The sequence below is a fragment of the Natribacillus halophilus genome (assembly GCF_900100185.1).
GTDB lineage: Bacteria > Bacillota > Bacilli > Bacillales > Marinococcaceae > Natribacillus > Natribacillus halophilus.
Genome location: NZ_FNEN01000008.1, coordinates 1 through 23865, shown reverse-complemented (window position 1 = coordinate 23865; position 23865 = coordinate 1). Strand labels below are relative to the sequence as shown.

The following is a 23865-nucleotide window of genomic DNA, read 5'->3' as shown; positions in this document are numbered from 1 at the left end:
ATTGCGTGATGCATATAAAGAAGCGGGCGTAGACGTGGAAGCGGGCTATGAGACGGTCGCGCGGATGAAAAAACATGTGGAAAAGACGAAACGCCCCGGCGTACTCGGCGCTGTTGGTGGCTTTGGCGGCATGTTTGACCTTTCGTCCCTCGATTATAAGCAGCCGGTACTTGTCTCCGGCACCGATGGCGTCGGGACGAAATTGTTGCTCGCGTTTGCCGCCGATCGCCATGATACGATCGGCGAAGATGCCGTCGCCATGTGCGTCAACGATATTATCGTCCAGGGCGCGGAGCCGCTTTATTTTCTCGATTACATTGCCTCCGGCAAAGCTGATCCGGCTCGTATGGAAGCGGTCGTAAAAGGGATTAGTGACGGATGCCAGCAGGCAGGATGCGCGCTGATCGGCGGAGAAACAGCGGAGATGCCGGGGATGTATGACGACAATGAATATGACGTCGCCGGTTTCGCGGTCGGGGCCGTGGAAAAAGAAGACATCATCACGGGTGAACATGTGCAGGCAGAGGATAAATTAATCGCGCTGCCTTCTTCCGGTGTGCATAGCAACGGATTTTCCCTCGTGCGTAAAATTATCGAGGAGCGGCAATTGGTGTTGCAAGAGACGTATGCGCCGCTGGAAAAACCGCTCGTGGAAGAGCTGTTAACGCCGACAACCATTTACGTCCCGGCGGTTCGGGAATTGCTCGCGGCCACAGATGTCACCGGGATGGCGCACATTACCGGTGGTGGATTGCTTGAAAATGTGCCGCGGATGTTACCCGACGGACTGGGCGCTCATATTGATCCGGCACTTTGGGAGACATCCGCGATTTTTTCGTTTTTGCAACAGCAAGGCGATTTAAGCGACGCGGATATGTACGGAACGTTTAATATGGGGGCGGGTTTCGTGATCGCGGTGAGACCGGAGCGGGAGCAAGAGGCACTCGATGTTCTCAGCAGCGCGCGCTCGATTGGAACGGTTGACCAAAGCGGTAAGCTGTCGATAAAAGGGGTGCCGGTATGAGACTGGCCATGTTTGCCTCCGGGACGGGCAGCAATGTCGAGGCGATACTGCAGGCTGTGCGATCAGGTACGCTTGAAGCTGAACCTGCTCTTGTTTTCAGTGATCAACCGGAAGCGCCCGTTCTTGAAAAGGCGAGGGACTACGGTATCGACACGCACACATTCAAACCTCGGGATTTTGCCAGTAAGCAGCATTATGAAGAGGAACTTCTGCAGCTGCTTAAACAATATCATGTCGACTGGGTGGCGTTGGCGGGCTACATGCGCCTACTCGGGCCGACGCTCGTTACCGCTTATGATCAGCGAATCGTCAATATCCACCCTTCTCTATTGCCGGCGTTTCCCGGCCTTGATGCGATCGGACAAGCTCTGGAAGCCGAGGTCAATGAGACAGGCGTGACCATCCATTACGTTGACGATGGCATGGACACGGGTGCGGTGATTCGTCAAGAGACCGTGCCAATTGCCGAAGGAGATATGAAGGATTCATTAGCGAAAAAAGTACAAAGCGTCGAGCATCGTTTGTATCCGCAAACGTTACAGCAACTTTTAAAAGATCGTTCGGAAGGGGTTCATCATAAATGAAACGGGCATTGCTAAGCGTCAGTGATAAAACGGGGATCGTTGATTTTGCCAAGGAACTTGAAAAAAACGGCTATGAAATCATCTCGACGGGAGGCACCAAGCGCACGTTGGAAGCATCCGGCGTTCAAGTGGTCGGTATATCCGAGGTGACGAACTTTCCGGAAATATTGGAGGGACGTGTGAAAACACTGCACCCGGCCATTCACGGCGGATTGCTTGCCAAACCGGACCAGGCAGACCATCGGAAAGCGTTGGAAAAGCAAGCGATTCAGCCGATCGATCTTGTCGTCGTAAACCTTTATCCGTTTAAGGAAACGATGCAAAAGAAAGACGTGACCGAGGCGGAGGCGATTGAAAATATAGATATCGGCGGACCCGCTATGCTGCGGGCGGCCGCGAAAAACCATGCCTATGTAACGGTTGTAACGGATCCTGCCGATTACGACGAGGTATTGCAAGGGATCCAGGATGAAGGTGTCGAGCTGGAGAAGCGCAGGCAGTTAGCGGCGAAAGTTTTCCGCCATACCGCAGCTTATGACGTTTTAGTCGCTGATTATTTAACGGAGGAAGTGTATCCGGAGACGCTCACGCTTACGTATGAGAAAAAACAGGCGCTTCGTTACGGGGAAAATCCTCATCAAAGCGCTGCTTTTTATGAAACGCCAGTGCATGGAGCACCAACGCTTGCTGCTGCCGAGCAACTGCATGGCAAGGCCCTTTCGTATAACAATATCAATGATGCCGATGCCGCGTTAGCGTTAGTGTCAGAGTTCAGTGACACGAAAGCGGCCGTGGCGGTGAAACATACGAATCCGTGCGGGGTTGGTGTTGGTGATACGTTGACGGCTGCTTTTGCCGAAGCTTATGCGGCCGATTCGGTCTCCATTTTCGGCGGGATTGTCGCACTGAATGCCACCGTTGATGCCGAGACAGCCGAAGCATTGTCGAACATTTTCCTGGAAGTGCTTATCGCACCGGCATACAGCCATGATGCACTTGCGATCCTGCAACAAAAGAAAAATGTTCGGCTTTTGAAAGTTGATATGAACGAACATCGGGATACCTCCCGCGTCGTTAGCTCGGTCAGCGGCGGCATGCTCGTCCAGGATGAGGACCGCAAAGGACTCGCGGATGCAGAGGTAACCGTTGCGACGAAACGGGGACCGACGGCTGCTGAATGGAAAAGCCTTGCATTCGCCTGGCCTGTCGTTAAACATGTGAAATCGAACGCGATCGTGTTGGCGAAAGGTGAGCGGACGGTTGGCGTTGGCGCCGGTCAAATGAATCGCGTGGGCGCCGCGGAAATTGCCATTGAACAAGCCGGAACGGATGCTGAAGGCAGCGTGCTGGCGTCCGATGCCTTTTTTCCCATGGGCGATACCGTAGAAACGGCGGTAAAAGCCGGGGTGACTGCGATCATTCAACCCGGCGGTTCAAAGCGGGATCAGAAATCAATCGACGCCGCGGATGAAGCCGGCATCGCGATGGTTTTCACGGGCATGCGCCACTTCAGGCACGCGTAAGGGGAGGCAAAAAACATGAATGTATTGGTCGTTGGCAGCGGCGGACGGGAGCATGTCCTCGCCTGGAAGCTAAGCATCAGTCCGATCGTGGACCGCGTTTATGTAGCTCCGGGAAATCCGGGAATGGATCATGTGGCCGAGCGCCTGTCTGTTGATGCGGAAGATGGCGAAGCGTTAGCGGCCGCAGCAAAAAAACACGATGTCGACCTTACGGTCATTGGACCGGAAGCGTCGTTGCTTGCAGGTGTGGCCGATGTATTTGCACAGGAAGGGTTAAAAGTATTTGCACCAAAAAAGAATGCCGCACGCATCGAAGGAAGCAAATCCTTCGCAAAAGATATGATGAAAAGGTACGGCATCCCTACGGCAGACTATGCCGTGTTCACCGATTTTGACAGGGCAAAAGCCTATATATCCGAAAAAGGTGTTCCGATCGTCGTTAAAGCCGATGGTTTGGCAGCGGGAAAAGGGGTAACAGTCGCGAAGACGTGGTCGGAAGCCGAAGATGCCCTGGCAAATGTTTTGCAGAATGACGCGTTTGGGACGGGTGCGAAAGTGGTCCTCGAGGAGTACCTGGAAGGCGAAGAAATTTCCCTGATGGGGCTCGTCAATGGAGACACGGTCGTACCCCTGGCAGAATCGCAGGATCATAAACGGGTATATGATGGTGATCAAGGTCCGAACACCGGCGGGATGGGGGCCTATTCGCCCGTGCCCCATGTCGGGGAGGATGTGATGGAAACAGCGTTTGATGCGATCCTGCAACCGGCCGCTTCAGCGTTGGTCACCGAAGGAGCCCCTTTTACCGGCGTATTGTATGCAGGATTAGTACTTACCGACGCCGGACCGAAAGTGATTGAATTTAACGCTCGTTTCGGCGACCCGGAAGCCCAGGTGATTCTACCGCGAATGGAAGATGATCTCGCCGAAGTGCTGCTGGAAGTGCTCGACGGCCGTACGCCCGAACTCTCCTGGAAACGGGAAGCGCTCGTCGGAGTGGTAGGCGCGGCGGAAGGTTATCCCGGAGCTTATCAGAAAGGGTTGGAAGTGCCTGGCAACATTGCGTTCGATCCGGAAGACAGCATGATGTTTTACGCCGGTGTTGACGGTGATGCGCAAACGTTGCGGAGCAGCGGCGGCCGGGTATTTTTACTGACCTCGTTTGGCGAAACGGTCGCGAAAGCCCAGAAGCGTGTGTATAAGCAGATGAGAACCTTGAAGCTTGATGGTTATCATTATCGCACAGACATTGGCGCCCGTGGGCTTGGGAGCAAGGAGTAGAATGGCGCTCCCGATAATCCATAAGGAAAGGCTTCGGTTATTGTCCGAAGTCTTTTTTCGGCAGATAAGAAAGTAAAAAACTTTCTTATCATGCATAAGTGCAACTAAGGCTTTCGCCAGGCTTGGCGATAAGCCAAGTTTTCTTTACTGCCAATTGCCAGAACGCCCCTTATTTCAATAAGGGGATGAATGGCAAGGTCTTTTTTTTGAATACAACTTTGATAAATCTTTTCCATATGAGCCAAATCGAGGTGTGTCGTAGGCTCATCAGCTAGCATCAGCTCGGATTCACGCGCAAGCGTTTGATTAATGACAGCCTGAGAGATTTCTCCACCGCTTTTCTGTTCCATACGCGGCTTAATTTGCGGAAGCAGTGCGACGGATGCATTCTTCGTTATCGTTCCGGAAGCAGGTGGAATGTCTCCGTTAACCATCTGTAGCAAGGATGTTTTTCCTGAACCATTGCGGCCGATTAAGCCGATACGGTCTCCTTGATGAATGTTTAAATCATTAATATGGAATAACGTTCGATCTCTGACATTAAAGCGGATGTTTTGTAATTGGATCAATACCAATTAGATCATCTCCATTTCTTTTAAAGATGGAGACTAAAAAAAATAGCCCCCTATTCATAGACAGACGTTCAGAATAGGAGGCATATAGTTACATACCCGCAGGCTACACAATATGGATAACCAATCCTATTCCGAACGATGACGAAGAACATGCAAAATAAACCTTCCTATTGAAAGTCTATTGATACATATGTTCGTCTGTTCCGTAAAAATAGGATTAGTACTTCATCGTCCTACAGTTCACCCTCTTTTTGAATTGGATACCTTATCATATCTCTTGTTGTTAAGATAAATCAATACCACCACGCACCGTTATGATCCACAAAGGCAGGCAACCGCATCCGTTGGAACGTGAACGGCGGTGCTCAACCGAAAAAAGAGCTCCAACCGCCTGCTTTTTCTCCTTCTAATTTCCAACTTCCCACCTCTAGCAACTATAGCATCCAAACAGCCACAATCGAAGCAACAACAACCCCGATCAGAACAGGTACAAGGTTTTGTCTCACGAGTTCCGCAGGTTTAACCCCGGCGATTCCGGCATCTGCCGCAGCTCCGAATGCCCAGGCTGCGAGGGTTCCCCCTCCGACGAAAATCGTCACGACTTGCCCGAGTGAAGCGAGGACCGCGACGTCTATCCCCGTTGCCTGCCCGAGCGCTGCCGAAAGGCCGCCGACAAGCGGTAATCCGGAAAAACCGGACCCATCTAAACCAGCCAGTATGGCGATGACCACGATACCTATGACGAGCATGGCAGGACTGCCGTCAATATATTGCGAGAGCGACTCACCGATATCGAAGAGAAATCCGGGCGCGCCTTCTCCGAGCACGGCTTCTGCATGGTCCGGGTGTCCGAGGAAAAAGAACCCGGCCAACGGAATAATCGGCGCGAAGATTTTGAGTGCGAAGTAGAAGCCTTCCTTTATATATTCCACGATATTGCTCATCCCTTGGACCCCGCCTTTGACGAACGTCGCGATCATCATCAAAAAGACAGCGGTTCCGCCGAGCAAGGCGGTGGCATCCTGGCCCTGAATGGCCGCTTCCGGGTGAAAAACGGCCCGATACAACATAAGCCCGACAATCGTCAGCAATACAAGCGGGACGAATATTGCCATCGTTTTGGATATTTTCGGGCGTCCTTTATACGTGTCGGTCGTTTTGATATCGAGCGCAGCCTCATCTGCTTTCCATTTTCCTTTTTTCATGCCTCTTTTAATCGTGAAAAACGCGATGGGAATGGCCACAAAACCGACCACTAAAGAAAATAACGCTGTGTATGGCAAAATTTCACTTATATCCAGCCCCGCGGCACCTGCTGTTATATTTCCGGCACCCTGAACGACGAGATCCCCCGATAACGCCATTCCGTGTCCGAACAAATTCACCGCAACTGCCGCGCCAATGGCAGGCAATCCCGCTTTGACGGCAATCGGAATCAGCACGGTACCGACGAGTGCAATCGCGGGCGTCGGCCAAAAGAAGAGCGAGGCGAGATACATCGTAACCCCAAGGACGAAAAAGGACATCGTCGGATTGATCATTAATTTTTTAAGCGGTGAAAACATTAGCTCAGCAGCACCGACCGCCCGCAGCGCCTGCAACATCGCGACCATTAAAGTGATGATCAGCATAATGTCGAACAGTTCAATGCCGGCATTCATGAACGCGAGAAACACGGCTTGAGCCGAGGAAATCAGCCGATCCAGAACCGCGAGGTCTGTATAGTGGAAGAAAGCAAGTAAAAACGTTCCGAGAATCACCGGAAAAACGACATTTTTTCGCCAAAAGATGAATATAAACACTGTGGCAATGACGATGAGAAAAAATACATGTGTAAACGCCATGATAACCCCCGATCATTAGACGATTGTACAATTCTACGCCTATACCATAAGGTATGATAACGGGGGTTGAGTGTGTTATGCGCTAACGCCTATATTTTTTATCGGAGACAAGAGCGGTGATCGGACAATAGCGGAAGATGCCTGTGCCTATTTTTATACCGCCGCACATGGCGCACACAAGACCTGTGAAGCACAGGGGTTTTCGCACAAGTTTAGATGTTGCCCAAGCCAAAATGGTGGATCCGCAAGCAATCCTTATTATTGCGTTCATCGTACTGATATTCATAAAAACTATCCTTTCATATTTTTGTCGTAGTTTAAAGGGGTGCAGACGCTGAACTTGTGTTAAAATGAATGCAGAATTTAAAAACAGTAGGTGATGAACCATTCATCCTTCATTCTCATTATGGGATAAACAAGCAAAACGAAGGCAAATCGATGTCGTCCGCGGAGAACGGGCGCCGACGCTCGTCATTACAAACGCCACTTATCTGAATAGCGGACGCAAGCAGTGGACGAAAGCAAACATTTGGATTTATCAGGACCGGATCGTCTATGTCGGAGACAATTTACCGGGGAATACGACGGATACGGAGTTCTACGATGCCCGCGGGCAATTTGTCGTGCCCGGTTATATCGAACACCATGCCCATCCGTTCATGTTATATCATCCCCGCGCGTTCGCGGATTATGCGCTGAACAGAGGAACGAGCACCATCATCAATGATAACCTGATATTGCTCATGCACTTGGAGAAAAAGAAAGCGCTGTCATTCATAACCGAAATGGGCAAGGGCCCTTCGTCTCTCTATTGGTCCAGCCGGGTAGACGCGCAAACGGAAACGAACAGGGAAAATCGTCTGTTTACACCGCAAAATCTCGAAGATTGGATTAATCATCCGCTCGTGCTCCAGGGCGGAGAATTAAGCGGCTGGCCACGGGTGATTGCCGGTGACGATACGATGTTGCACTGGATAGAACAAATGAAAAAAGGAAATAAACCGATGGAAGGGCACTTGCCGGGGGCTTCGGAAAAAACATTGTCCCAGCTGGCGTTACTCGGGGTCATGAGCGATCATGAAGCGATCACGGGTGAGGAGATTTTACGTCGGCTTGACGCGGGATATACGACAACGTTGCGTCATTCATCGCTGCGCCCGGATTTGCCGCGACTGATCAAAGAGCTGGAGGAAGCAGGCATTGAAGATTACAGTCGCTTCCTGCTCACGACGGATGGAAGCAGCCCCACGTTCTATGAACCCGGCGTCATGGATGAGCTTTTACGGATTGTGCTCGAAGAAGGCGTTGATCCTCTGTCCGCTTATGAAATGGTGTCTTATAATGTCGCGCGCCATTACGGGATTGAGGACATGCACGGCATGATTGCTCCCGGTCGAGTGGCACATCTCAATTTTCTCATGGATATACAGGACCCCACCCCGATTTCAGTGTTGGCAAAAGGCGAGTGGATCGTGCAGGAGGGACGGGTCGTAAACGAGCCGGAACCCTTTGATTGGGGAGCGTACGCATCGACGCAGCAAGGCATAGACTGGGATTTACAGGAAGAAGATATGCATTTTTCCATGCCGATGGGTATTCACCTCGTTAACAATGTATTGCTGAAGCCTTATCATATTGATATCGACGGTACAAAAGAAGCCCTTAGCTACGATCATGATCAATGTTATTTTGCCATGATCGATCGAGAGGGAAAATGGCGTATGAATACGATACTGAAAGGCTTTGCCACTCAATTGGACGGTTTGGCGACGACCTTTTCGGTCACCGGCGATATCGTTCTGATCGGGAAGAAAAAGTCAGCGATGAAAGCAGCATTTGCAAAACTGAAGGCCAACGGTGGAGGTATCTTCATTGAAAATGAAGACGAGAACCGGCGTCTGGAGCTTCCACTCCCATATTTCGGGATGATGTCCGACCTTGAGATGGAAGGAGTTATAGACAGACACGCAGCTTTCGTCGATGTCCTGAAGAAAAGCGGGTATCCGCATGAGGACCCTCTCTATAGCATCTTCTTCTTCTCATCGACGCACTTGCCTTACGTAAGAACGACGGCCAAGGGAATTTACGATGTACACAAAAAAAGCATTCTCTTTCCTACGATCATGCGTTAAAATAAAGAAAACTTGGCTTATCGCCAAGCCTGGCGAAAGCCTTAGTTTCACTTATCTGCTAAAAAATGAAAGAGAGGTAGCTATGCAAATCGATAAGTTACGCGGTCAGGAAATGGATCAGTTGTTCCAGGCGATCCTTTCTTTGCGAGATATTGAGGAATGTTATCAATTTTTTGATGACCTTTGCACGATTAATGAAGTTCAGTCGCTGGCGCAACGCCTTGAAGTCGCGCGCATGCTGCAAGACGGAAAAACATATCATTCCATTGAAGTAGAGACGGGGGCGAGCACAGCCACGATTAGCCGGGTGAAACGTTGTTTGAATTACGGGAATGAAAGTTACCAAATGGCCCTAAGTCGTGTGCATGGAGAAAAAAGTCAACCCGAGTGAAGGCCATCTCGTGGCCCTCGGGTTATTTATTTTGTCTATGAAGACATGGTTTGACCGCCGTTCGCAGGGGCATGAAATAAGGTTTTTCCTCATTACCCTTAACGCTTGTCGAAATCCTCTTCTTCAAAGGTTTCATCGGTTGGAAATGATTCTTGCGACGGATGATACTTTTTTAAGAATGTCCCGCCCGACACGTCTTTGACCGTATACACGACGATAAAGGCGTTTTCATCGATCTCATAGATAAGTTGTTTTAAATGAAACAATCGTTGTTTTTCAATGACAATGTAGACCATGTAGTTCTTTTTATCCGAATAGGTTCCATACCCTTCATAGAGGGTGGCGCTGGATTGCATGAGGCGATTGACCGCGTCCGCGATTTCGTTTCCTTTTTCGGAAATGACATTAAGGGCTTTTCTGGACTGAAAGCCTTCCAGGACGTAATCGGTGATTTTCTTCCCGATATACAACGCGACAATCGTATACATGGTGAAAAGAGGCCCAATGATAAAAATGCCCACACCAACGATGATGGCGTCCAAAACAAAGTTGGCCCCGGTGAGTTCCCAGCCCAATTTATGATTCAGCATACGAGCGACCGTCGAAGTGCCTCCGGTTGTGCTTCCGGCCTGAAAGATGAAGCCAAAGCCCGCTCCGGTAAACACCCCTGTGAAAATGGCCGCCAACAGCGGATCGGCCATCGGCTGTCCCAAATCTTCCATTAAAAATACAAAAAACGAAAATAACGGTACATTAAAAAGGGATTTATAAACCATATGTCTCGGCAATATACGATAGCCGATCGCGAGCAAAACGGCATTAAAAACAAACGTGACTAGCGCCGGCGAGAATTCAAACGCGTAAAAAAGCAAAAGGGAAAGCCCCGCGATTCCTCCTTCCGCCAAGTTATTTGGCATCGCAAATTGTGTAATCGAGAAAGCGAACAAGAACGTTCCGAACGTTAAAAACAATATGCTTTTCATAACAACATCACCTTTTATAGGTATAACCTCTTTCGGTGATTGCTAATCTTAAAAATTGACAGGAACGAAGATGCTTGCCTTTTCCGGCTTAAGAATATCATCGATTTCTGCTATAATTAAAAGGTGAAGAGCTTGTTTTCACGAAGCGGAGGCTTTTTCAATGTTGGAAGAGATAAAATCCTGGCGGCACGCGTTTAAGATTGATCCGGCCAGGCCGTTATCCGAAAGATGGATCGCGGATATTTGTGAGTCGGGAACAGACGCAATTATCGTTGGAGGAACCGAGGGGGCGACGATAGACAATGTCACGGAATGCTTGGCGGCTGTCCGGCGGTTTTCCGTGCCGTGTGTGCTGGAAGTGACAGAACTCGAGTCACTTTCCCCGGGGTTTGATGCGTATTTCATTCCGGTTGTCTTGAATGCGCACAATCCAGCCTATATTAGCGGCCTCCATCAACAAGCTTTAAAAGCACACGGTCAATTTCTGAAAACGGCCGAGGTCATCGGAGAAGGATACTGCATCCTAAACCGTGATTCCAGTGCCGCCCGACGAACAAACGCGGACGCTGCCCTGGATTTGGATGATATCGTGGCCTTTTCCCGCTTTTCGGAAAGTGTTTTGCGTATGCCTATCTTTTATCTTGAATATAGCGGTACATATGGAAACGTAGATGTTTTGAAAAAAGTGAGTCAAATCCTTGAGGAGGCTCAACTGTTTTACGGCGGTGGTATCCAGACGCCGGAACAAGCCGCTGAAATAGCAACATGGGCCGATACGGTCATCGTGGGAAACGCGATTTATGAAGATAAGGAAGAAGCTTTAAAAACGGTGAATGTTGTCAAGGAAACGACCAGGCAAGGGAAATTGCGCTAAGGATGTGCGTACGATGCAACGAAAGATGATCGAGAAACTACTGGAAGGGTTAAATCCGGAACAAAAGCGGGCGGTAGAGACGACCGAAGGGCCGCTCCTCATTATGGCAGGTGCCGGAAGCGGGAAAACACGGGTGCTTACGCACCGCATCGCTTACTTGCTCCGGGAAAAAGGGATCGCGCCCTGGAACATACTCGCGATTACATTTACGAACAAGGCGGCCAGAGAAATGAAGAGCCGTGTCGGTGACCTCGTCAGCGGTGTTGCCGATAACATCTGGATGTCGACGTTTCACGCCTTATGTGTACGAATCCTGCGTCGGGATGCCGACCGCATCGGTATCAATCGTAATTTTTCCATTCTGGACGCCAGCGATCAGCAGTCCGTGATCAAACAAATTTTAAAGGACCAGAATCTCGATTCCAAAAAATTCCCGCCCCGAACGCTGCTCGGTATGATAAGCGGGGCGAAAAATGAATTGATCACGGCCGATGAATACGCGAAAAACGTGGATGGACCTTTAGAGGAAGTAGCCGCCGACGTTTATAAAGCATACGCCCGCCGGCTACGCGTCAATCATGCCCTTGATTTTGACGATTTGATCATGACGACGATCCGGCTTTTCCGGGAAGTGCCCGAGGTATTGGAATCCTATCAACGCAAGTTTCAATATATCCATGTGGATGAGTATCAGGATACGAACAGGGCGCAATATCTTCTCGTCCAGCAACTGGCTGCACGTTTTCACAATATCTGTGTCGTCGGCGATTCCGATCAGTCGATCTATAAATGGCGCGGGGCTGATATCGGCAATATCCTATCTTTTGAAGAGGATTATAAGGATGCTGAAGTGATTTTTCTCGAGCAGAATTACCGGTCTACGAAAACGATTTTAGCGGCGGCCAATGAAGTGATAAAAAATAACAGCGGCCGCAAGCCGAAGAATTTATGGACGGACAATGACGAGGGTACGAGCATTCATTTTTATGAAGCGGCGGATGAGCGGGAAGAAGCTTTTTACGTCGTGGAACAGATCAGGGAGGCTGTCCGGACGGGCGCGAAAAACTATCAGGATTTTGCCGTTCTGTACCGTACGAACGCCCAGTCCCGGGTGCTGGAAGAGATGTTCGTCAAATCAAATATCAACTATCAGATGATTGGCGGCACCAAATTCTATGATCGCAAAGAAATTAAAGACGTTCTCGCTTATTTGCGCGTCATCGCCAATCCCGATGATGATATCAGCCTCACGCGGATCATTAATGTCCCCAAAAGAGGCATTGGCGCCACAACGGTCGATAAGGTAGCGGCCTTCGCCAATGAACAGGGCCTCAGCTTACATGCGGCCCTTTTGGAAGCGGACCAGATCGGCTTATCGGCAACCGTCACGAAAAAGCTTTTCGGTTTTGCGGAGCTTCTCGATCGCTGGATACAGCAACAGGAGTATTTGTCGGTACTTGAAATCATTGAAGAAGTATTGGAGCAATCCAACTACCGGGAAACGCTTAAATCTGAACAAACGCTGGAGTCCCAAAGTCGGCTGGAAAATGTCGATGAGCTACTCACCGTCGCCCAGGAGTTTGAGAGGACACAGGAAGACAAGTCGTTAATTGCCTTCTTAACCGATTTGGCCCTCGTTGCTGATCTTGACCGCCTTGACGATGAAGAGGAAGCCGAGCAAGGAACGGTAACGATGATGACGTTACATGGCGCGAAAGGCCTGGAGTTTCCCACCGTATTCTTGATCGGCATGGAAGAAGGGATTTTTCCGCATAACCGCTCATTGTTTGAGAAAGAAGAAATGGAAGAGGAGCGTCGACTCGCGTATGTGGGCATGACCCGCGCGGAAGAACACTTGCATTTGACAAGAGCTGCGTCAAGGCGCCTGTATGGACGCCAGCAAATGAATCCCATCTCTCGTTTTATCAGTGAAGTACCGGGCCACTTATACGAAACGTCGCCGGAGGAGGACAAGAAACCTGCGGAGCGGCGCCGAAACATAGGCGCGACCACTCGTACAGGCGGAGAAACACACGCCTGGCAGGTGGGGGATAAAGCCGATCATCGAAAATGGGGAACAGGCACGGTCGTCGCTGTTAAGGGAGAAGACGAAAACCAGGAACTCGACATCGCGTTCCCCGAAGATGGCATTAAACGCCTCGTCGCCAAATTTGCGCCCATTACCCGTCAATGAAAGGAAGACTGCCATGGCCGAAGAAAAAGAAGTAGCCGCCCGCGTGGAGGAATTGCGGGAGAGGCTACATCGTTACAATTATCATTATCATGTGCTTGATGACCCGATCGTTCCCGATGCCAACTATGATGAAGACATGCGGGAACTCGTCAATCTCGAAGAAAACCATCCTTCCCTGAAAAGTGATGACTCCCCGACGATGCGGATCGGCGGAGAAGTGCTCTCCGGTTTCCAAAAAGTTCGCCATGACCGGCCGATGTTGAGTCTTGGCAACGCTTTTAACGAGCAGGACTTATGGGATTTCGACCGCCGTGTACGCCAGGGTCTGTCAGCCGAAGAAGCGGTCACTTATAACTGTGAACTGAAAATCGATGGTTTGGCTGTAGCCCTGACATATGAGAATGGCCGCTTCGTCCGGGGCGCGACGAGAGGAGACGGACAGATCGGCGAAGACATTACGACGAATCTGAAAACTGTCGGTTCCATTCCCTTGCGTCTCAATGAACCGGCGAGCGTCGAAGTGCGCGGAGAAGTCTTTATGCCGGAACGATCTTTTCGCCGTTTAAATGAGGAAAAAGAAAAGCGCGGGGAGGCGTTATTTGCCAATCCCCGAAATGCGGCGGCCGGTTCATTGCGCCAGTTGGACCCCAAAATTGCGGCCGGTCGCAATCTCGATATTTTTCTCTATGCGATTGCCAATGATCGGGGAAAAGGATTGGCTTCTCATCATGAAGCGCTTAACTATATGCAAGGGCTGGGTTTAAAGGTTAATCCGCAAAACGGGCATTACGATTCAATGGACGGGGTTATCCATTATGTGAACCAATGGCTCGATGAACGAGAGCAGCTCGCTTATGAGATCGATGGCATTGTCGTCAAGGTGGATAACCTCAGGCAGCAAGATGAGCTGGGCTTTACCGCCAAAAGCCCGCGCTGGGCGATTGCCTACAAGTTCCCGGCGGAAGAAAAAATGACGACGTTGACCGGTATTGAACTATCCGTCGGCAGGACCGGGGCAATAACGCCGACGGCTCACCTGGAGCCGGTAACGGTGGCCGGAACGACGGTAAAACGAGCCTCGCTTCATAATGAGGAGCTTATTCGCGAAAAAGACATCAAGATCGGTGATCAGGTGATTATTAAAAAAGCCGGTGACATCATTCCTGAAGTAGTGCGGGTGTTGGAAGATGCTCGTACTGGAGACGAAGAAGATTTTTCGATGCCTTCCGTCTGCCCTGAATGTGAAAGTGAGCTCGTCCACTTAGAGGATGAAGTGATCCTGCGCTGTATCAACCCTAAATGCCCCGCGCAAAAACGGGAAGGATTGATTCATTTTGTTTCCCGGAATGCCATGAATATTGACGGCCTGGGGGAGCGGGTGATCATTCAGCTGTTTGATCATGAACTCATCGCTGATATTGCCGATTTATATCGTCTCAAGTACGAGGATTTAATCGAGCTTGACCGTATGGGTGATAAATCGGTGAACAACTTACTCTCCGCCATTGAAACGTCAAAGGGGAATTCACTGGAGCATTTGCTATTCGGATTGGGGATCCGTTTCATCGGGGTCAAAGCCGCTGATACACTGGCGCGCCACTACGAATCGATGGAGGCGTTGCAATCCGCTTCGGCCGAAGACATACAAACGATTCCGGAAATCGGCGAGAAGATGGCTGAAGCCGTTGCGCAGTATTTTCAGCAACCCGAGGTGACCGAGATGCTCACCCGTTTACGGGAATCCGGAGTGAACATGTCTTTTCAGGGGAGTACCGAGGCCGCATCCGATAAGTTCCGGGAAAAAACATTTGTCCTAACGGGTAAACTCGAACGTTGGTCGCGGAATGATTTAAAAGCGAGGATTGAAGCGGGCGGCGGGAATGTAACTTCAAGTGTAAGCAAAAACACGGATGTCGTTATTGCCGGGGAAGACGCGGGTTCGAAGCTGGATAAAGCGAGGGAATTGGACGTAGAGATTTGGGACGAGCAGCGAGCGAGTGAAGAGATTGAATAACGAGTGTTCCGGAAAGGGGGGAGATGGATGAGGTGGATGATCGTATGCTTATGTACGGTTATCATCCTTTCGGGCTGCGCGGAACTATTTGAACAGGAAACGGCAGAGGAAACCGTAGACAGCGAGGAAGATGAGCAACAAGAAGAGACTGATGTAGGGGAGCCCGTGCCCACTTTGTCGGACTTTTACCGTAATATATTCCCGGATGGGCAGTATGACCCCGGGGAGGGCAGGGGATATCGATCAGGGGAGGGGTGTTATTCGGGAGCGGCTTATAATCGTGTCGATCTGGAAAGACTGGAAGTCGGCCTGAGTGAAATCTCTTCAGAGACGTTTCAACCGGAGGATTATTTTTTTCAGGAAGGGCAATTTATCGATAATAATGATTTAGATAACTGGTTGGCGCGCTACCAGGAACCGGACGATGATGACGAGGAAGAGGAAAACGCAGGGCTTGGCCTTAATCCCGAGCTGGGAGATGGGGATGGTTTTGAAGAGCAACATAGCAATAATCCATGTATTCTCTCCCATATCATCGAGCAGAATTATCACGTTGAAAATGATGACGGCGATTTGCAATTAGCAGGCGTCTCCGTCGCGCTCTCTTTAAACAGCATCTATTATTTCCGCGAGCAAAACGATGACGGTAGCTATGGGCCGTGGATGGATGAGACCATTTCTGAAGAAGAGGCCCTGGAAGCAGGTGAGGAAATGGGCGAAGAAGTTGTCTCCCGTCTGCGTGCCGAGGAACGGGAAGAAGGGATGTTGAATGATGTGCCGATCGTCGTGGCCCTGTTTCGGGAGGCGCCGCGTAACTCGACGACGCCGGGTGAATTCATCGCAACGGCAACGGCTGAGGCAGGAAGCGATCTTGGCGGTTGGGATTCGTTGAGCGAAGACTATTATTTTTTTCCATCTGATCAAGCATCTGATAGCGTCCCTGAAGATACCGAGCGCTTTACCCAGTTCGCCGATGCGTTAAACAGTTATTTTAGTAACCATATCGGCGTCACCGCCCGTGGGTATTATCAAAACAACGAGCTGAGCAGCCTGACGATTCAGGTACCCATTCGTTTCCAGAGTCAAATGGAGACGATCGCAGTGACCCAGCAAGCGGCAAGTGAGATGGAAGAACATTTTCAAACGGACATTGATATTTCCATCACGATTACCTCCAATGATCAACCGGAAGCGCTGATTACAAGAGATGCCGGTGAAGAGGCTAATGTGCATATTTATGAATGAAGGAGCGCGGGGGCGGGGGCTCAGCTTTTGGGGTATGAAAACCGGTCGAGTCATCCCTCGCGGAGTGATCCGCTTAGCTTTTGGGGTATGGAACCGGTCGAATCATCCCTCACGGAGCGGTCCGCTTAGCTTTTGGGGTATGAAACCGGTCGAGTCATCCCTCACGGAGTGATATGCTTAGCCTTTGGGGTATGAAACCGCCCGAATCATCCCTCGCGGAGTGGTCCGCTCAGCCTTTGGGGTATGAAACGGGCCGAATCATCCCTCACGGAGTGATCCGCTTAGCCTTTGGGGTATGAAAACGGTCGAATCTTAGCATGTTGCACCCTCTCATAAGGCGGAAGGACGACGCGCTGATTTTACCTAGGGGGCGCGGGAGGTTTTTTTTGCCCGCGCCTATCTGTTTTGATATGATTATCCAAGAGTTGAATGAGAGGTGAATAGAGTTGACCGAGGTTTCAAGAGAACAAGTTGAACACGTGGCGGACCTTGCCCGTTTAACGTTCACAGAAGAGGAAATGAAAACGTTCGCGAAACATATGGGGGAGATTATCACATACGCGGAGCGTCTCAACGAACTGAACACCGAAGACGTGGAGCCTACGACACACGTGATGGGTGTACGTAATGTCTTGCGTGAAGATGATGCGCGCCCGTCACTGGACCGAGAAGATGTGCTAAAAAATGCGCCAGCGTCAAAAGATGGACAAATCGAAGTGCCATCTGTCCTGGACTAGAGGAGTGAACGTCATGTCATTTATGGATGAAACGATCGCGTCTTTGCATACGAAGATTAAAAATAAAGACGTAAAGGTATCTGAGCTTACGGAAAATACCTATCAAAAAATTCGGGACGTCGATGATTCCGTGCAGGCTTTCCTCACCCTCGATGAAGAAAGAGCCATGGAAAAAGCCCGAGCACTTGATGAGCAGGTGGATCAAGGGAGCGAGCAACCGTTATTCGGCATCCCGGCGGGCATTAAGGACAATATTTTGACGGCAGGACTTAAAACGACATGCGCCAGTCAACTGCTCGACAATTTTGAGCCTGTACAGGATGCCACCGTTATGGAACGACTGAATGAACAAAACATCGTCACCGTCGGGAAGTTGAACATGGACGAGTTCGCAATGGGATCCTCCAACGAAAATTCCGGCTATTACAGTACGAAAAATCCTTGGGCTACCGACCGTGTTCCCGGCGGTTCAAGCGGGGGATCTGCGGCCGCGGTCGCCGCGGGCGAAGTGCCGTTTGCCCTGGGCTCGGACACCGGCGGCTCCATACGTCAACCCGCGTCTTTTTGCGGCGTTGTTGGCTTGAAACCTACATATGGGAGGGTGTCACGCTTCGGGCTCGTGGCGTTTGCTTCTTCGCTGGATCAAATCGGACCGCTCACCCGCACGGTGGAAGATAATGCCTATGTCCTGCAGGAGATTGCCGGCCATGATCCTCATGATTCGACATCCGTTGACGTCGATGTGCCGGATTATCTTTCCGCCCTGGAAGGCAATATTAACGGTATGAGAATCGCCGTGCCGAAAGAATTTATGGAAGAAGGCGTTGAAGCCGGTGTCAAAGAACAAATCCAATCGGCGATCCGTACGTTGGAAAGCCTGGGCGCTTCCTGTGAAGAAGTGTCTTTACCAAATGCAAACTACGCGGTGGCTGCCTATTATTTGCTGGCGTCATCGGAAGCGTCCGCGAACCTGGCGCGATTTGACGGCATTCGTTACGGTGTCCGCAAAGGTGACGGTGATTTAATGGACGTCTATAAGAAGTCGCGAAGTGAAGGCTTTGGTGACGAAGTCAAACGCCGCATTATGCTGGGTACGTTTGCCCTTAGTTCCGGCTATTACGACGCCTACTATAAAAAAGCGCAAAAGGTGCGGACGTTGATTCGCGAAGATTTCAATCACGTTTTGCACAGCTATGATGTCATTCTTGGGCCGACAGCACCGACGACCGCGTTTAAAATCGGGGAACAAAAGGATGATCCGCTTACGATGTATCTGAATGATGTCCTGACAATCCCAGTCAATCTGTCCGGAAACCCTTCCGTTTCCGTACCATGCGGCTTTTCAAACGGCTTGCCCGTCGGGATGCAATTGATCGGCAAACCGTTCGAAGAGCGAATTCTTTATCGTGTCGCCCACGCATATGAACAGGAAACAGGCCATTACAAGGAAAAACCGCTGTTATAAAGGGGGTCCAACCTATGGAATACGAGACGATTATCGGCCTGGAAGTGCACGCCGAACTAAAAACGGATACGAAGATTTTTTGCGCTTGTTCCACGTCTTTCGGAGAACCGCCGAATACCAAAACCTGTCCGATCTGCCTCGGACATCCGGGTGTTTTGCCGGTACTTAATAAACGCGCCGTCGATTATGCGGTTAAAGCAGGCTTGGCTACAAATTGTTCCATATCCGAACAGACGAAATTTGACCGCAAAAACTATTTTTATCCGGACAACCCGAAAGCGTACCAGATCTCGCAATTCGATCAACCCGTCGGCGAGCATGGTTCGATTGATATTGAAGTAGACGGCGAGATGAAATCGATCGGGATTACCCGTATTCATTTGGAAGAAGACGCGGGCAAACTGACGCATGATGAAGATGCCCATGCTTCGCTTGTGGATTTTAACCGCGTGGGAACGCCGCTCATCGAGATCGTCTCCGAGCCTGATATCCGCACGCCGGAAGAAGCACACGCTTATTTGGAAAAATTAAAAGCGATTCTGCAGTATACAGAAGTGTCCGATTGTAAAATGGAAGAAGGCTCGCTGCGTTGTGATGCGAACATTTCTTTACGACCGGTGGGTCAGGAAGAATTCGGCATCAAAACGGAACTGAAAAACCTGAATTCGTTTGCCAACGTACAAAAAGGCCTCGCTTTTGAAGAAAAAAGGCAAGCTGAAGAACTCCAGGCCGGCAAGGAACTATTGCAAGAGACGCGCCGCTGGAATGACGAACGCAAAGAAACAGTCCTCATGCGTGTCAAGGAAGGCTCCGATGATTATCGCTATTTTCCGGAACCGGATCTTGTGCATCTTTTCATCGACGAAGAATGGCAGGGAAGGATTGCAAGAGAGATCCCTGAACTCCCTGATGAAAGGCGCAGCCGTTATATTTCGGAATGGGAGATTCCTGAATATGATGCCGGTGTTCTAACGCAGGCAAAAGCGAGCGCGGACTTTTTCGAGGAGACCGTTGCCGAAGGGGCTGACGCGAAGCAGGCCGCCAACTGGATGATGGGGGAAGTGAATGCCCACTTGAACGCCAACCATTTAGAGCTCGAAGATGTGGCCATGACGCCGGCGGGACTGGCTGAGTTGATCGCCTTGATCGAAAAAGGAACGATCTCGAGTAAAATTGCCAAAACCGTGTTCAAGACGTTAATCGAAGAGGGCGGCAGCCCTGAGCAGATCGTCAAGGATCAAGGGCTCGTGCAAATTTCCGATGAAGATGAGCTGAAGTCCATCGTCGAGGGTATTTTAGATGAAAACCAGCAATCGATCGAAGACTTTAAAAACGGCAAGGATAAAGCTTTCGGTTTCCTCGTCGGACAGACGATGAAGGCGACAAAAGGAAAAGCCAATCCGCAAGTCGTGAACAAGCTGATTCAAGAAGGTATCGATGCTCGCTGAAAAGAAATAAGCCAACCCCATTCCTTAGCCTGGAGGGGTTGGCTTATTTAAAAAGGGCATGGCTTGCCGTTTCAACATCGGCGCCAACCATGATGGTTGCATACGCGGTCACGATGAACAAGGCAATATAGATCGGCGCTAACCAGAAGGGCCGCCCGCTTCCAACGCTATAGACGAAAAAGACAAGGATGGCGATGGCGGCGACGGCCAGTAAAACGGTTGGGACACTAGCGCTCCAGGTAACCACGTCACCGGGCAGCAAGTCTGCTGCGATCATTTGCGTCGCGATCCCCGATGGTTCGGTGAATGCCAATGTCGCTGCCACTTCATGGGGCGGCTCTTGCTCGGCCATAACTGCCGTGACGATGAAGACACTCGCAAGCACGGCACTTTCCATTTGTAGCGAAAAGCGCGGCGTACGTTTCTTTCCAGTTTCCAGTCTTTTTTTCATGATAAAGCCGTGGGCAAATCCATAAAAAACGAGCGGGATAAAAAGCAAATGCTTGAGTAATTGCCATTGCCCGTAGGAAAGCAGCCAGCTGTTCGTATACTCCGGAGTGATTAACGTCAGCATTCCCAGTCCGCTTGCGAATAACAGCAGTACCATCGTAAAAGCGAACGGGGTAAACCAATCCAGAAAACGGAGCCAGCGGTCTTCGCCGACGGAAAAAAAACCTACCACGAGCAAGACCCCTGTCCAGGACACAGCAGCCCCGACATGAATCACATCAAAGAGGTAACCTTGGTTCGAATAAGACGCCGCATGTGAACTCCATCCTGTTGCCAGAATCATGCCGAGGACAGGGAGCAAGAGCAGCCAGCGTCTTTTTTCCTTCAAGGTGAACCGGGCGACCAATGTGATCGCAAGGAACAGGACAAAAGCGATAAAACCTTGCCCGATGGTGAACTCAAACAGGACAGTGCCAAGTACCGTGGGAAAAGGATCGGAAAAATCGACCGCTGTCTGTTCGGCAATCATACCGAGGGGGATGAAGCTGAATACGATCAGCGCGATTGTAAGCGCCGGAATGAGAAAAGACGGAATACGTGACCGTGGCCGTTTGTCCGCTGGGATGGCCTCCAGAATATGAATGCCTGCAAAAAGGGAAAGCGCGAGAAAGAGGGCAGCATCGGCAAGGATGACCATTTTTTACGCTTTGTTCCTGCGAGATATAAAGAAGATTAACGCACCGATAATGATGAGAGCAAGACTGGCGGTAATGATCCAACCCGCACCGTCGTCTTCAGTCGTTTCACCGGCCGCGGTTTCTTCTTCTTGGGCGGAATCATCCTCGGTCGTTGTTGTCTCTTCTTCATTGGTTTCTTGCTCGATGGCTTCATCTTCAGTTGCGTCTTCATCAACGGCAACGGAAAAAGCAACTTCGCCTTCGGTTGTATGTCCATCATCCCCCAGGGCCTCCCATTCGATTATGTAATCACCAGAAGGCAGCGGTTCAGTGAGAGTAGCACTGTATTCCGGACTTTCCACACTTTCTTCGGCGATCTCATATTCTTCCCCTTCGTCATCGACAACAGTGGCCGTCGTTGCCGATTCGATACCCGCGTCAAAGTTGAGCGTGAGGGTGTCCACCTCTTCTTCGACCGTCGCATCTTCGGCAGGGTCAGAATCTTCGACATAAGAGTGCGCAGATGATGTCGACATAAATGATAGTGATAGGAGACCGGTAGTCATCAAAATAGTGAGATATTTTATAAAGATCAATATCTTTCCTCCTTCACAAAAGAAAAACACGAGAGTGATCACTCTTCGTGCTTTTTCTTAATTTTTTTCCACTATGAGATTATACGCAGACCATCCCACGACAATAAGTACGAGAACCGTTGTTAATATAGCCATCCAGTGTACATCCATTTTTTTGTCCCTCCTGCTAGCAGATAACGGTATCTAAAACTAGAATAAGGTTTTTTTTCGTTCACGTCAAGTTATCTAAAACGCTTTGTCGGGAAGATTATTCACAAGGCTTACCATAGAAAGGTTGTTTAGATTGAGCATGGATACGATTCTGGTCGTATTATTTGTATTGCTGTTATGCTTTATACTGCTGATGGCTTTAAACATCGCAGCCCATGCTTATATTATAAAATCAGGGGCTTCATATGGAAAAATATTAGCTCACACGCTGGTGATTATGGGGATCGCTCTTGTTATTGGGTTCGTTTTTTGGAGTTTGGTTTGGTGACGTTTCGTCCATATTGCCCGTATAATCAAATCATTGTATGCTTAAAGAAACGAACAAGGGGGCATTCCCATGGCAAACATTATCATCGCACCGGATTCTTTTAAAGAAAGCATGAGCGCGAGAGAAGCTGCGGAAGCGATTCAGACAGGCTTTCAACAAGCGGGTGACGAGCATGAATATCATTTAATCCCAATGGGAGATGGCGGAGAGGGAACGATGGAGGCGCTCGCCGCAAATTTGGCCGGCGTTTATCATACCTTGCAAGTGGAGGGGCCGAATGGCCGTCCGGTAGAAGCAACGTACGCGCTTTCGGCTGATGGGAAAACAGCAATTATGGAGATGGCGCAGGCCTCGGGTCTTGATCATGTGGCCGAGCACGATCGCAACGTTGGCGCGGCGTCAACCTACGGAACGGGCGAAATGATACGGGCAGCTCTTGATCAAGGCGCACGCAAAATTATTCTCGGCATCGGCGGCAGCGCGACGAATGATGGCGGTGCGGGGATGATTGAAGCTCTTGGGGGGCGTCTTTTGAATGAACAAGGTGAAGCGGTCGCAAAGGGCGGAGTTGGGCTTGAAGAACTGAGCTCCATTGATCTTTCGGGACTGGACGCTCGCCTGGAAAATACAGACATCGTTGTGGCCTGTGATGTCACCAATCCATTATTAGGTGAACAGGGGGCGAGCGCGATCTACGGCCCGCAAAAAGGAGCGAATGCGGATATGGTACATAGGCTTGATAACGCTATCGCTCATTTTCATACACTAACCGTAGAAACCACCGGCCATGATGTAAAGGATACACCCGGTGCCGGGGCAGCAGGCGGATTGGGTTACGCGCTTCTTGCTTATCTTAATGCTGAGCTCAAACCCGGCATTGATCTCGTGCTGGATGAGACCGGCTTCCGGGATTCCGCCCGTCATGCCGATGTAATCGTGACCGGCGAAGGTAAAATCGATGGCCAATCAGCATATGGAAAAACGCCGGTGGGCGTGGCGAAGGCAGGTAAGGAAACCGGTACATTTGTGATCGCGATGGCCGGCCAGCTCGGGGAAGGCTATGAAGAGGTGTATGAGCATGGCATAGACGCGGTCTTTAGTCTCGTTCCGGGTGTGATCAGCGTGCAAGACGCGATGGAAAATGGCCGGACGTATTTGCAGCAAGTCACGCGAAATATCGCTGTAATTTATAATGAGTAGTGAGGATTGGCGCAAGGAAAAGTGTGCAATGTGCCACTCCTGAATCAGAAGAGCGATCTGAACCCTCAGACGGAAGCGAAGAAGGTCCGAGAGGGATCAGAAGAGCAATCTGAACCCTCAGACGGAAGCGAAGAAGGTCCGAGAGGGATC

Annotated in this window: 21 protein-coding genes; 15 read left to right on the top strand and 6 right to left on the bottom strand. The window is 50.2% G+C overall.

All coding sequences use genetic code 11. The annotated features are described in order from the left end of the window. Position 1 precedes the first annotated feature (1 nt). The 4 genes from purM to purD are packed head-to-tail and all read left to right on the top strand — an operon-like array spanning position 2 to position 4412. Positions 2 to 1024: a phosphoribosylformylglycinamidine cyclo-ligase gene (gene purM, locus BLS58_RS10160; protein ID WP_090398571.1), complete on the top strand. Its 1023-nt coding sequence runs from the start codon at positions 2 to 4 to the stop codon at positions 1022 to 1024. Next, positions 1021 to 1608: a phosphoribosylglycinamide formyltransferase gene (gene purN / locus BLS58_RS10155; protein ID WP_090398569.1), complete on the top strand. Its 588-nt coding sequence runs from the start codon at positions 1021 to 1023 to the stop codon at positions 1606 to 1608. The genes purM and purN overlap by 4 nt, the downstream gene beginning before the upstream one ends. Continuing rightward, positions 1605 to 3131: a bifunctional phosphoribosylaminoimidazolecarboxamide formyltransferase/IMP cyclohydrolase gene (gene purH, locus BLS58_RS10150; RefSeq protein WP_090398568.1), complete on the top strand. Its 1527-nt coding sequence runs from the start codon at positions 1605 to 1607 to the stop codon at positions 3129 to 3131. The genes purN and purH overlap by 4 nt, the downstream gene beginning before the upstream one ends. Before the next feature lie 15 nt (positions 3132 to 3146). Further along, on the top strand, positions 3147 to 4412 hold the full coding sequence (gene purD, locus BLS58_RS10145; protein ID WP_090398565.1) for a phosphoribosylamine--glycine ligase: 1266 nt from the start codon (positions 3147 to 3149) through the stop codon (positions 4410 to 4412). A 104-nt stretch (positions 4413 to 4516) separates the two neighbouring features. On the opposite strand, the gene BLS58_RS10140 is transcribed toward purD, so the two are convergent. The 3 genes from BLS58_RS10140 to BLS58_RS10130 all read right to left on the bottom strand — a co-directional run bounded on the left by BLS58_RS10140 (position 4517) and on the right by BLS58_RS10130 (position 7117). Then, a complete protein-coding gene (locus BLS58_RS10140; protein WP_090398563.1) occupies positions 4517 to 4987 on the bottom strand; it encodes an ATP-binding cassette domain-containing protein in 471 nt (156 codons plus the stop codon). A 434-nt stretch (positions 4988 to 5421) separates the two neighbouring features. After that, positions 5422 to 6831 carry a hypothetical protein gene (locus BLS58_RS10135; protein ID WP_090398561.1) on the bottom strand — a complete coding sequence of 470 codons (1410 nt, stop codon included), beginning with the start codon at positions 6829 to 6831 and terminating at the stop codon, positions 5422 to 5424. Positions 6832 to 6913: 82 nt separating this feature from the next. Continuing rightward, on the bottom strand, positions 6914 to 7117 hold the full coding sequence (locus BLS58_RS10130) for a YgaP family membrane protein (protein ID WP_090398810.1): 204 nt from the start codon (positions 7115 to 7117) through the stop codon (positions 6914 to 6916). Positions 7118 to 7454: 337 nt separating this feature from the next. Here BLS58_RS10130 and BLS58_RS10125 point away from each other — a divergent pair, with 337 nt between their 5' ends. Both BLS58_RS10125 and BLS58_RS10120 read left to right on the top strand, forming a co-directional pair. After that, positions 7455 to 8963: an adenine deaminase C-terminal domain-containing protein gene (locus tag BLS58_RS10125; protein ID WP_245723134.1), complete on the top strand. Its 1509-nt coding sequence runs from the start codon at positions 7455 to 7457 to the stop codon at positions 8961 to 8963. An 82-nt stretch (positions 8964 to 9045) separates the two neighbouring features. Further along, positions 9046 to 9354 carry a YerC/YecD family TrpR-related protein gene (locus BLS58_RS10120; protein ID WP_090398557.1) on the top strand — a complete coding sequence of 103 codons (309 nt, stop codon included), beginning with the start codon at positions 9046 to 9048 and terminating at the stop codon, positions 9352 to 9354. Between the two features lie 98 nt (positions 9355 to 9452). Here BLS58_RS10120 and BLS58_RS10115 read toward each other — a convergent pair whose 3' ends face one another. Beyond that, positions 9453 to 10337, bottom strand: a complete 885-nt coding sequence (locus BLS58_RS10115) for a YitT family protein (RefSeq protein ID WP_090398553.1) — start codon at positions 10335 to 10337, stop codon at positions 9453 to 9455. Positions 10338 to 10500: 163 nt separating this feature from the next. On the opposite strand from BLS58_RS10115, the gene pcrB reads away from it, so the two are divergent. The 7 genes from pcrB (at position 10501) to gatB (ending at position 20314) form a co-directional block, all read left to right on the top strand. Continuing rightward, complete coding sequence (gene pcrB, locus BLS58_RS10110) at positions 10501 to 11211, top strand: heptaprenylglyceryl phosphate synthase (protein ID WP_090398808.1); 711 nt, start codon at positions 10501 to 10503, stop codon at positions 11209 to 11211. A gap of 13 nt (positions 11212 to 11224) precedes the next feature. Next, positions 11225 to 13405, top strand: a complete 2181-nt coding sequence (pcrA, locus tag BLS58_RS10105; protein ID WP_090398551.1) for a DNA helicase PcrA — start codon at positions 11225 to 11227, stop codon at positions 13403 to 13405. Positions 13406 to 13418: 13 nt separating this feature from the next. Next, the gene (gene ligA, locus BLS58_RS10100; protein WP_090398549.1) at positions 13419 to 15419 is read left to right on the top strand and encodes an NAD-dependent DNA ligase LigA; all 2001 of its coding nucleotides are present in this window, start codon (positions 13419 to 13421) and stop codon (positions 15417 to 15419) included. Between the two features lie 27 nt (positions 15420 to 15446). Continuing rightward, complete coding sequence (locus tag BLS58_RS10095) at positions 15447 to 16664, top strand: CamS family sex pheromone protein (RefSeq protein ID WP_090398547.1); 1218 nt, start codon at positions 15447 to 15449, stop codon at positions 16662 to 16664. 446 nt (positions 16665 to 17110) lie between these two features. Next, positions 17111 to 17401, top strand: a complete 291-nt coding sequence (gene gatC, locus BLS58_RS10090) for an Asp-tRNA(Asn)/Glu-tRNA(Gln) amidotransferase subunit GatC (RefSeq protein ID WP_090398546.1) — start codon at positions 17111 to 17113, stop codon at positions 17399 to 17401. 13 nt (positions 17402 to 17414) lie between these two features. Next, positions 17415 to 18866, top strand: coding sequence for an Asp-tRNA(Asn)/Glu-tRNA(Gln) amidotransferase subunit GatA (gatA, locus tag BLS58_RS10085; RefSeq protein ID WP_090398543.1), 1452 nt, complete (start codon positions 17415 to 17417; stop codon positions 18864 to 18866). A 14-nt stretch (positions 18867 to 18880) separates the two neighbouring features. After that, the gene (gene gatB, locus BLS58_RS10080; protein ID WP_090398541.1) at positions 18881 to 20314 is read left to right on the top strand and encodes an Asp-tRNA(Asn)/Glu-tRNA(Gln) amidotransferase subunit GatB; all 1434 of its coding nucleotides are present in this window, start codon (positions 18881 to 18883) and stop codon (positions 20312 to 20314) included. Between the two features lie 43 nt (positions 20315 to 20357). Here gatB and BLS58_RS10075 read toward each other — a convergent pair whose 3' ends face one another. Then, positions 20358 to 21461, bottom strand: coding sequence for a copper resistance D family protein (locus BLS58_RS10075; protein ID WP_090398539.1), 1104 nt, complete (start codon positions 21459 to 21461; stop codon positions 20358 to 20360). 3 nt (positions 21462 to 21464) lie between these two features. Beyond that, a complete protein-coding gene (locus BLS58_RS10070) occupies positions 21465 to 22037 on the bottom strand; it encodes a copper resistance CopC family protein (RefSeq protein WP_090398537.1) in 573 nt (190 codons plus the stop codon). A gap of 289 nt (positions 22038 to 22326) precedes the next feature. On the opposite strand from BLS58_RS10070, the gene BLS58_RS10065 reads away from it, so the two are divergent. Beyond that, positions 22327 to 22515 (top strand): hypothetical protein, encoded by a 189-nt coding sequence (locus tag BLS58_RS10065; RefSeq protein ID WP_090398533.1) that lies wholly within the window; start codon positions 22327 to 22329, stop codon positions 22513 to 22515. 69 nt (positions 22516 to 22584) lie between these two features. Then, positions 22585 to 23715 (top strand): glycerate kinase, encoded by a 1131-nt coding sequence (locus BLS58_RS10060; RefSeq protein ID WP_090398531.1) that lies wholly within the window; start codon positions 22585 to 22587, stop codon positions 23713 to 23715. Positions 23716 to 23865: the final 150 nt, after the last annotated feature.

Excerpts from the sequence above, each read along its gene's own strand:
- purN (WP_090398569.1), top strand. The coding sequence starts at position 1,021 with ATGAGACTGGCCATGTTTGCCTCCGGGACGGGCAGCAATGTCGAGGCG.
- purH (WP_090398568.1), top strand. The coding sequence starts at position 1,605 with ATGAAACGGGCATTGCTAAGCGTCAGTGATAAAACGGGGATCGTTGAT.
- purD (WP_090398565.1), top strand. The coding sequence starts at position 3,147 with ATGAATGTATTGGTCGTTGGCAGCGGCGGACGGGAGCATGTCCTCGCC.
- BLS58_RS10135 (WP_090398561.1), bottom strand. The coding sequence starts at position 6,831 with ATGGCGTTTACACATGTATTTTTTCTCATCGTCATTGCCACAGTGTTT.
- BLS58_RS10130 (WP_090398810.1), bottom strand. The coding sequence starts at position 7,117 with ATGAATATCAGTACGATGAACGCAATAATAAGGATTGCTTGCGGATCC.
- BLS58_RS10120 (WP_090398557.1), top strand. The coding sequence starts at position 9,046 with ATGCAAATCGATAAGTTACGCGGTCAGGAAATGGATCAGTTGTTCCAG.
- BLS58_RS10115 (WP_090398553.1), bottom strand. The coding sequence starts at position 10,337 with ATGAAAAGCATATTGTTTTTAACGTTCGGAACGTTCTTGTTCGCTTTC.
- pcrA (WP_090398551.1), top strand. The coding sequence starts at position 11,225 with ATGCAACGAAAGATGATCGAGAAACTACTGGAAGGGTTAAATCCGGAA.
- ligA (WP_090398549.1), top strand. The coding sequence starts at position 13,419 with ATGGCCGAAGAAAAAGAAGTAGCCGCCCGCGTGGAGGAATTGCGGGAG.
- BLS58_RS10095 (WP_090398547.1), top strand. The coding sequence starts at position 15,447 with ATGAGGTGGATGATCGTATGCTTATGTACGGTTATCATCCTTTCGGGC.
- gatA (WP_090398543.1), top strand. The coding sequence starts at position 17,415 with ATGTCATTTATGGATGAAACGATCGCGTCTTTGCATACGAAGATTAAA.
- gatB (WP_090398541.1), top strand. The coding sequence starts at position 18,881 with ATGGAATACGAGACGATTATCGGCCTGGAAGTGCACGCCGAACTAAAA.
- BLS58_RS10075 (WP_090398539.1), bottom strand. The coding sequence starts at position 21,461 with ATGGTCATCCTTGCCGATGCTGCCCTCTTTCTCGCGCTTTCCCTTTTT.
- BLS58_RS10065 (WP_090398533.1), top strand. The coding sequence starts at position 22,327 with ATGGATACGATTCTGGTCGTATTATTTGTATTGCTGTTATGCTTTATA.
- BLS58_RS10060 (WP_090398531.1), top strand. The coding sequence starts at position 22,585 with ATGGCAAACATTATCATCGCACCGGATTCTTTTAAAGAAAGCATGAGC.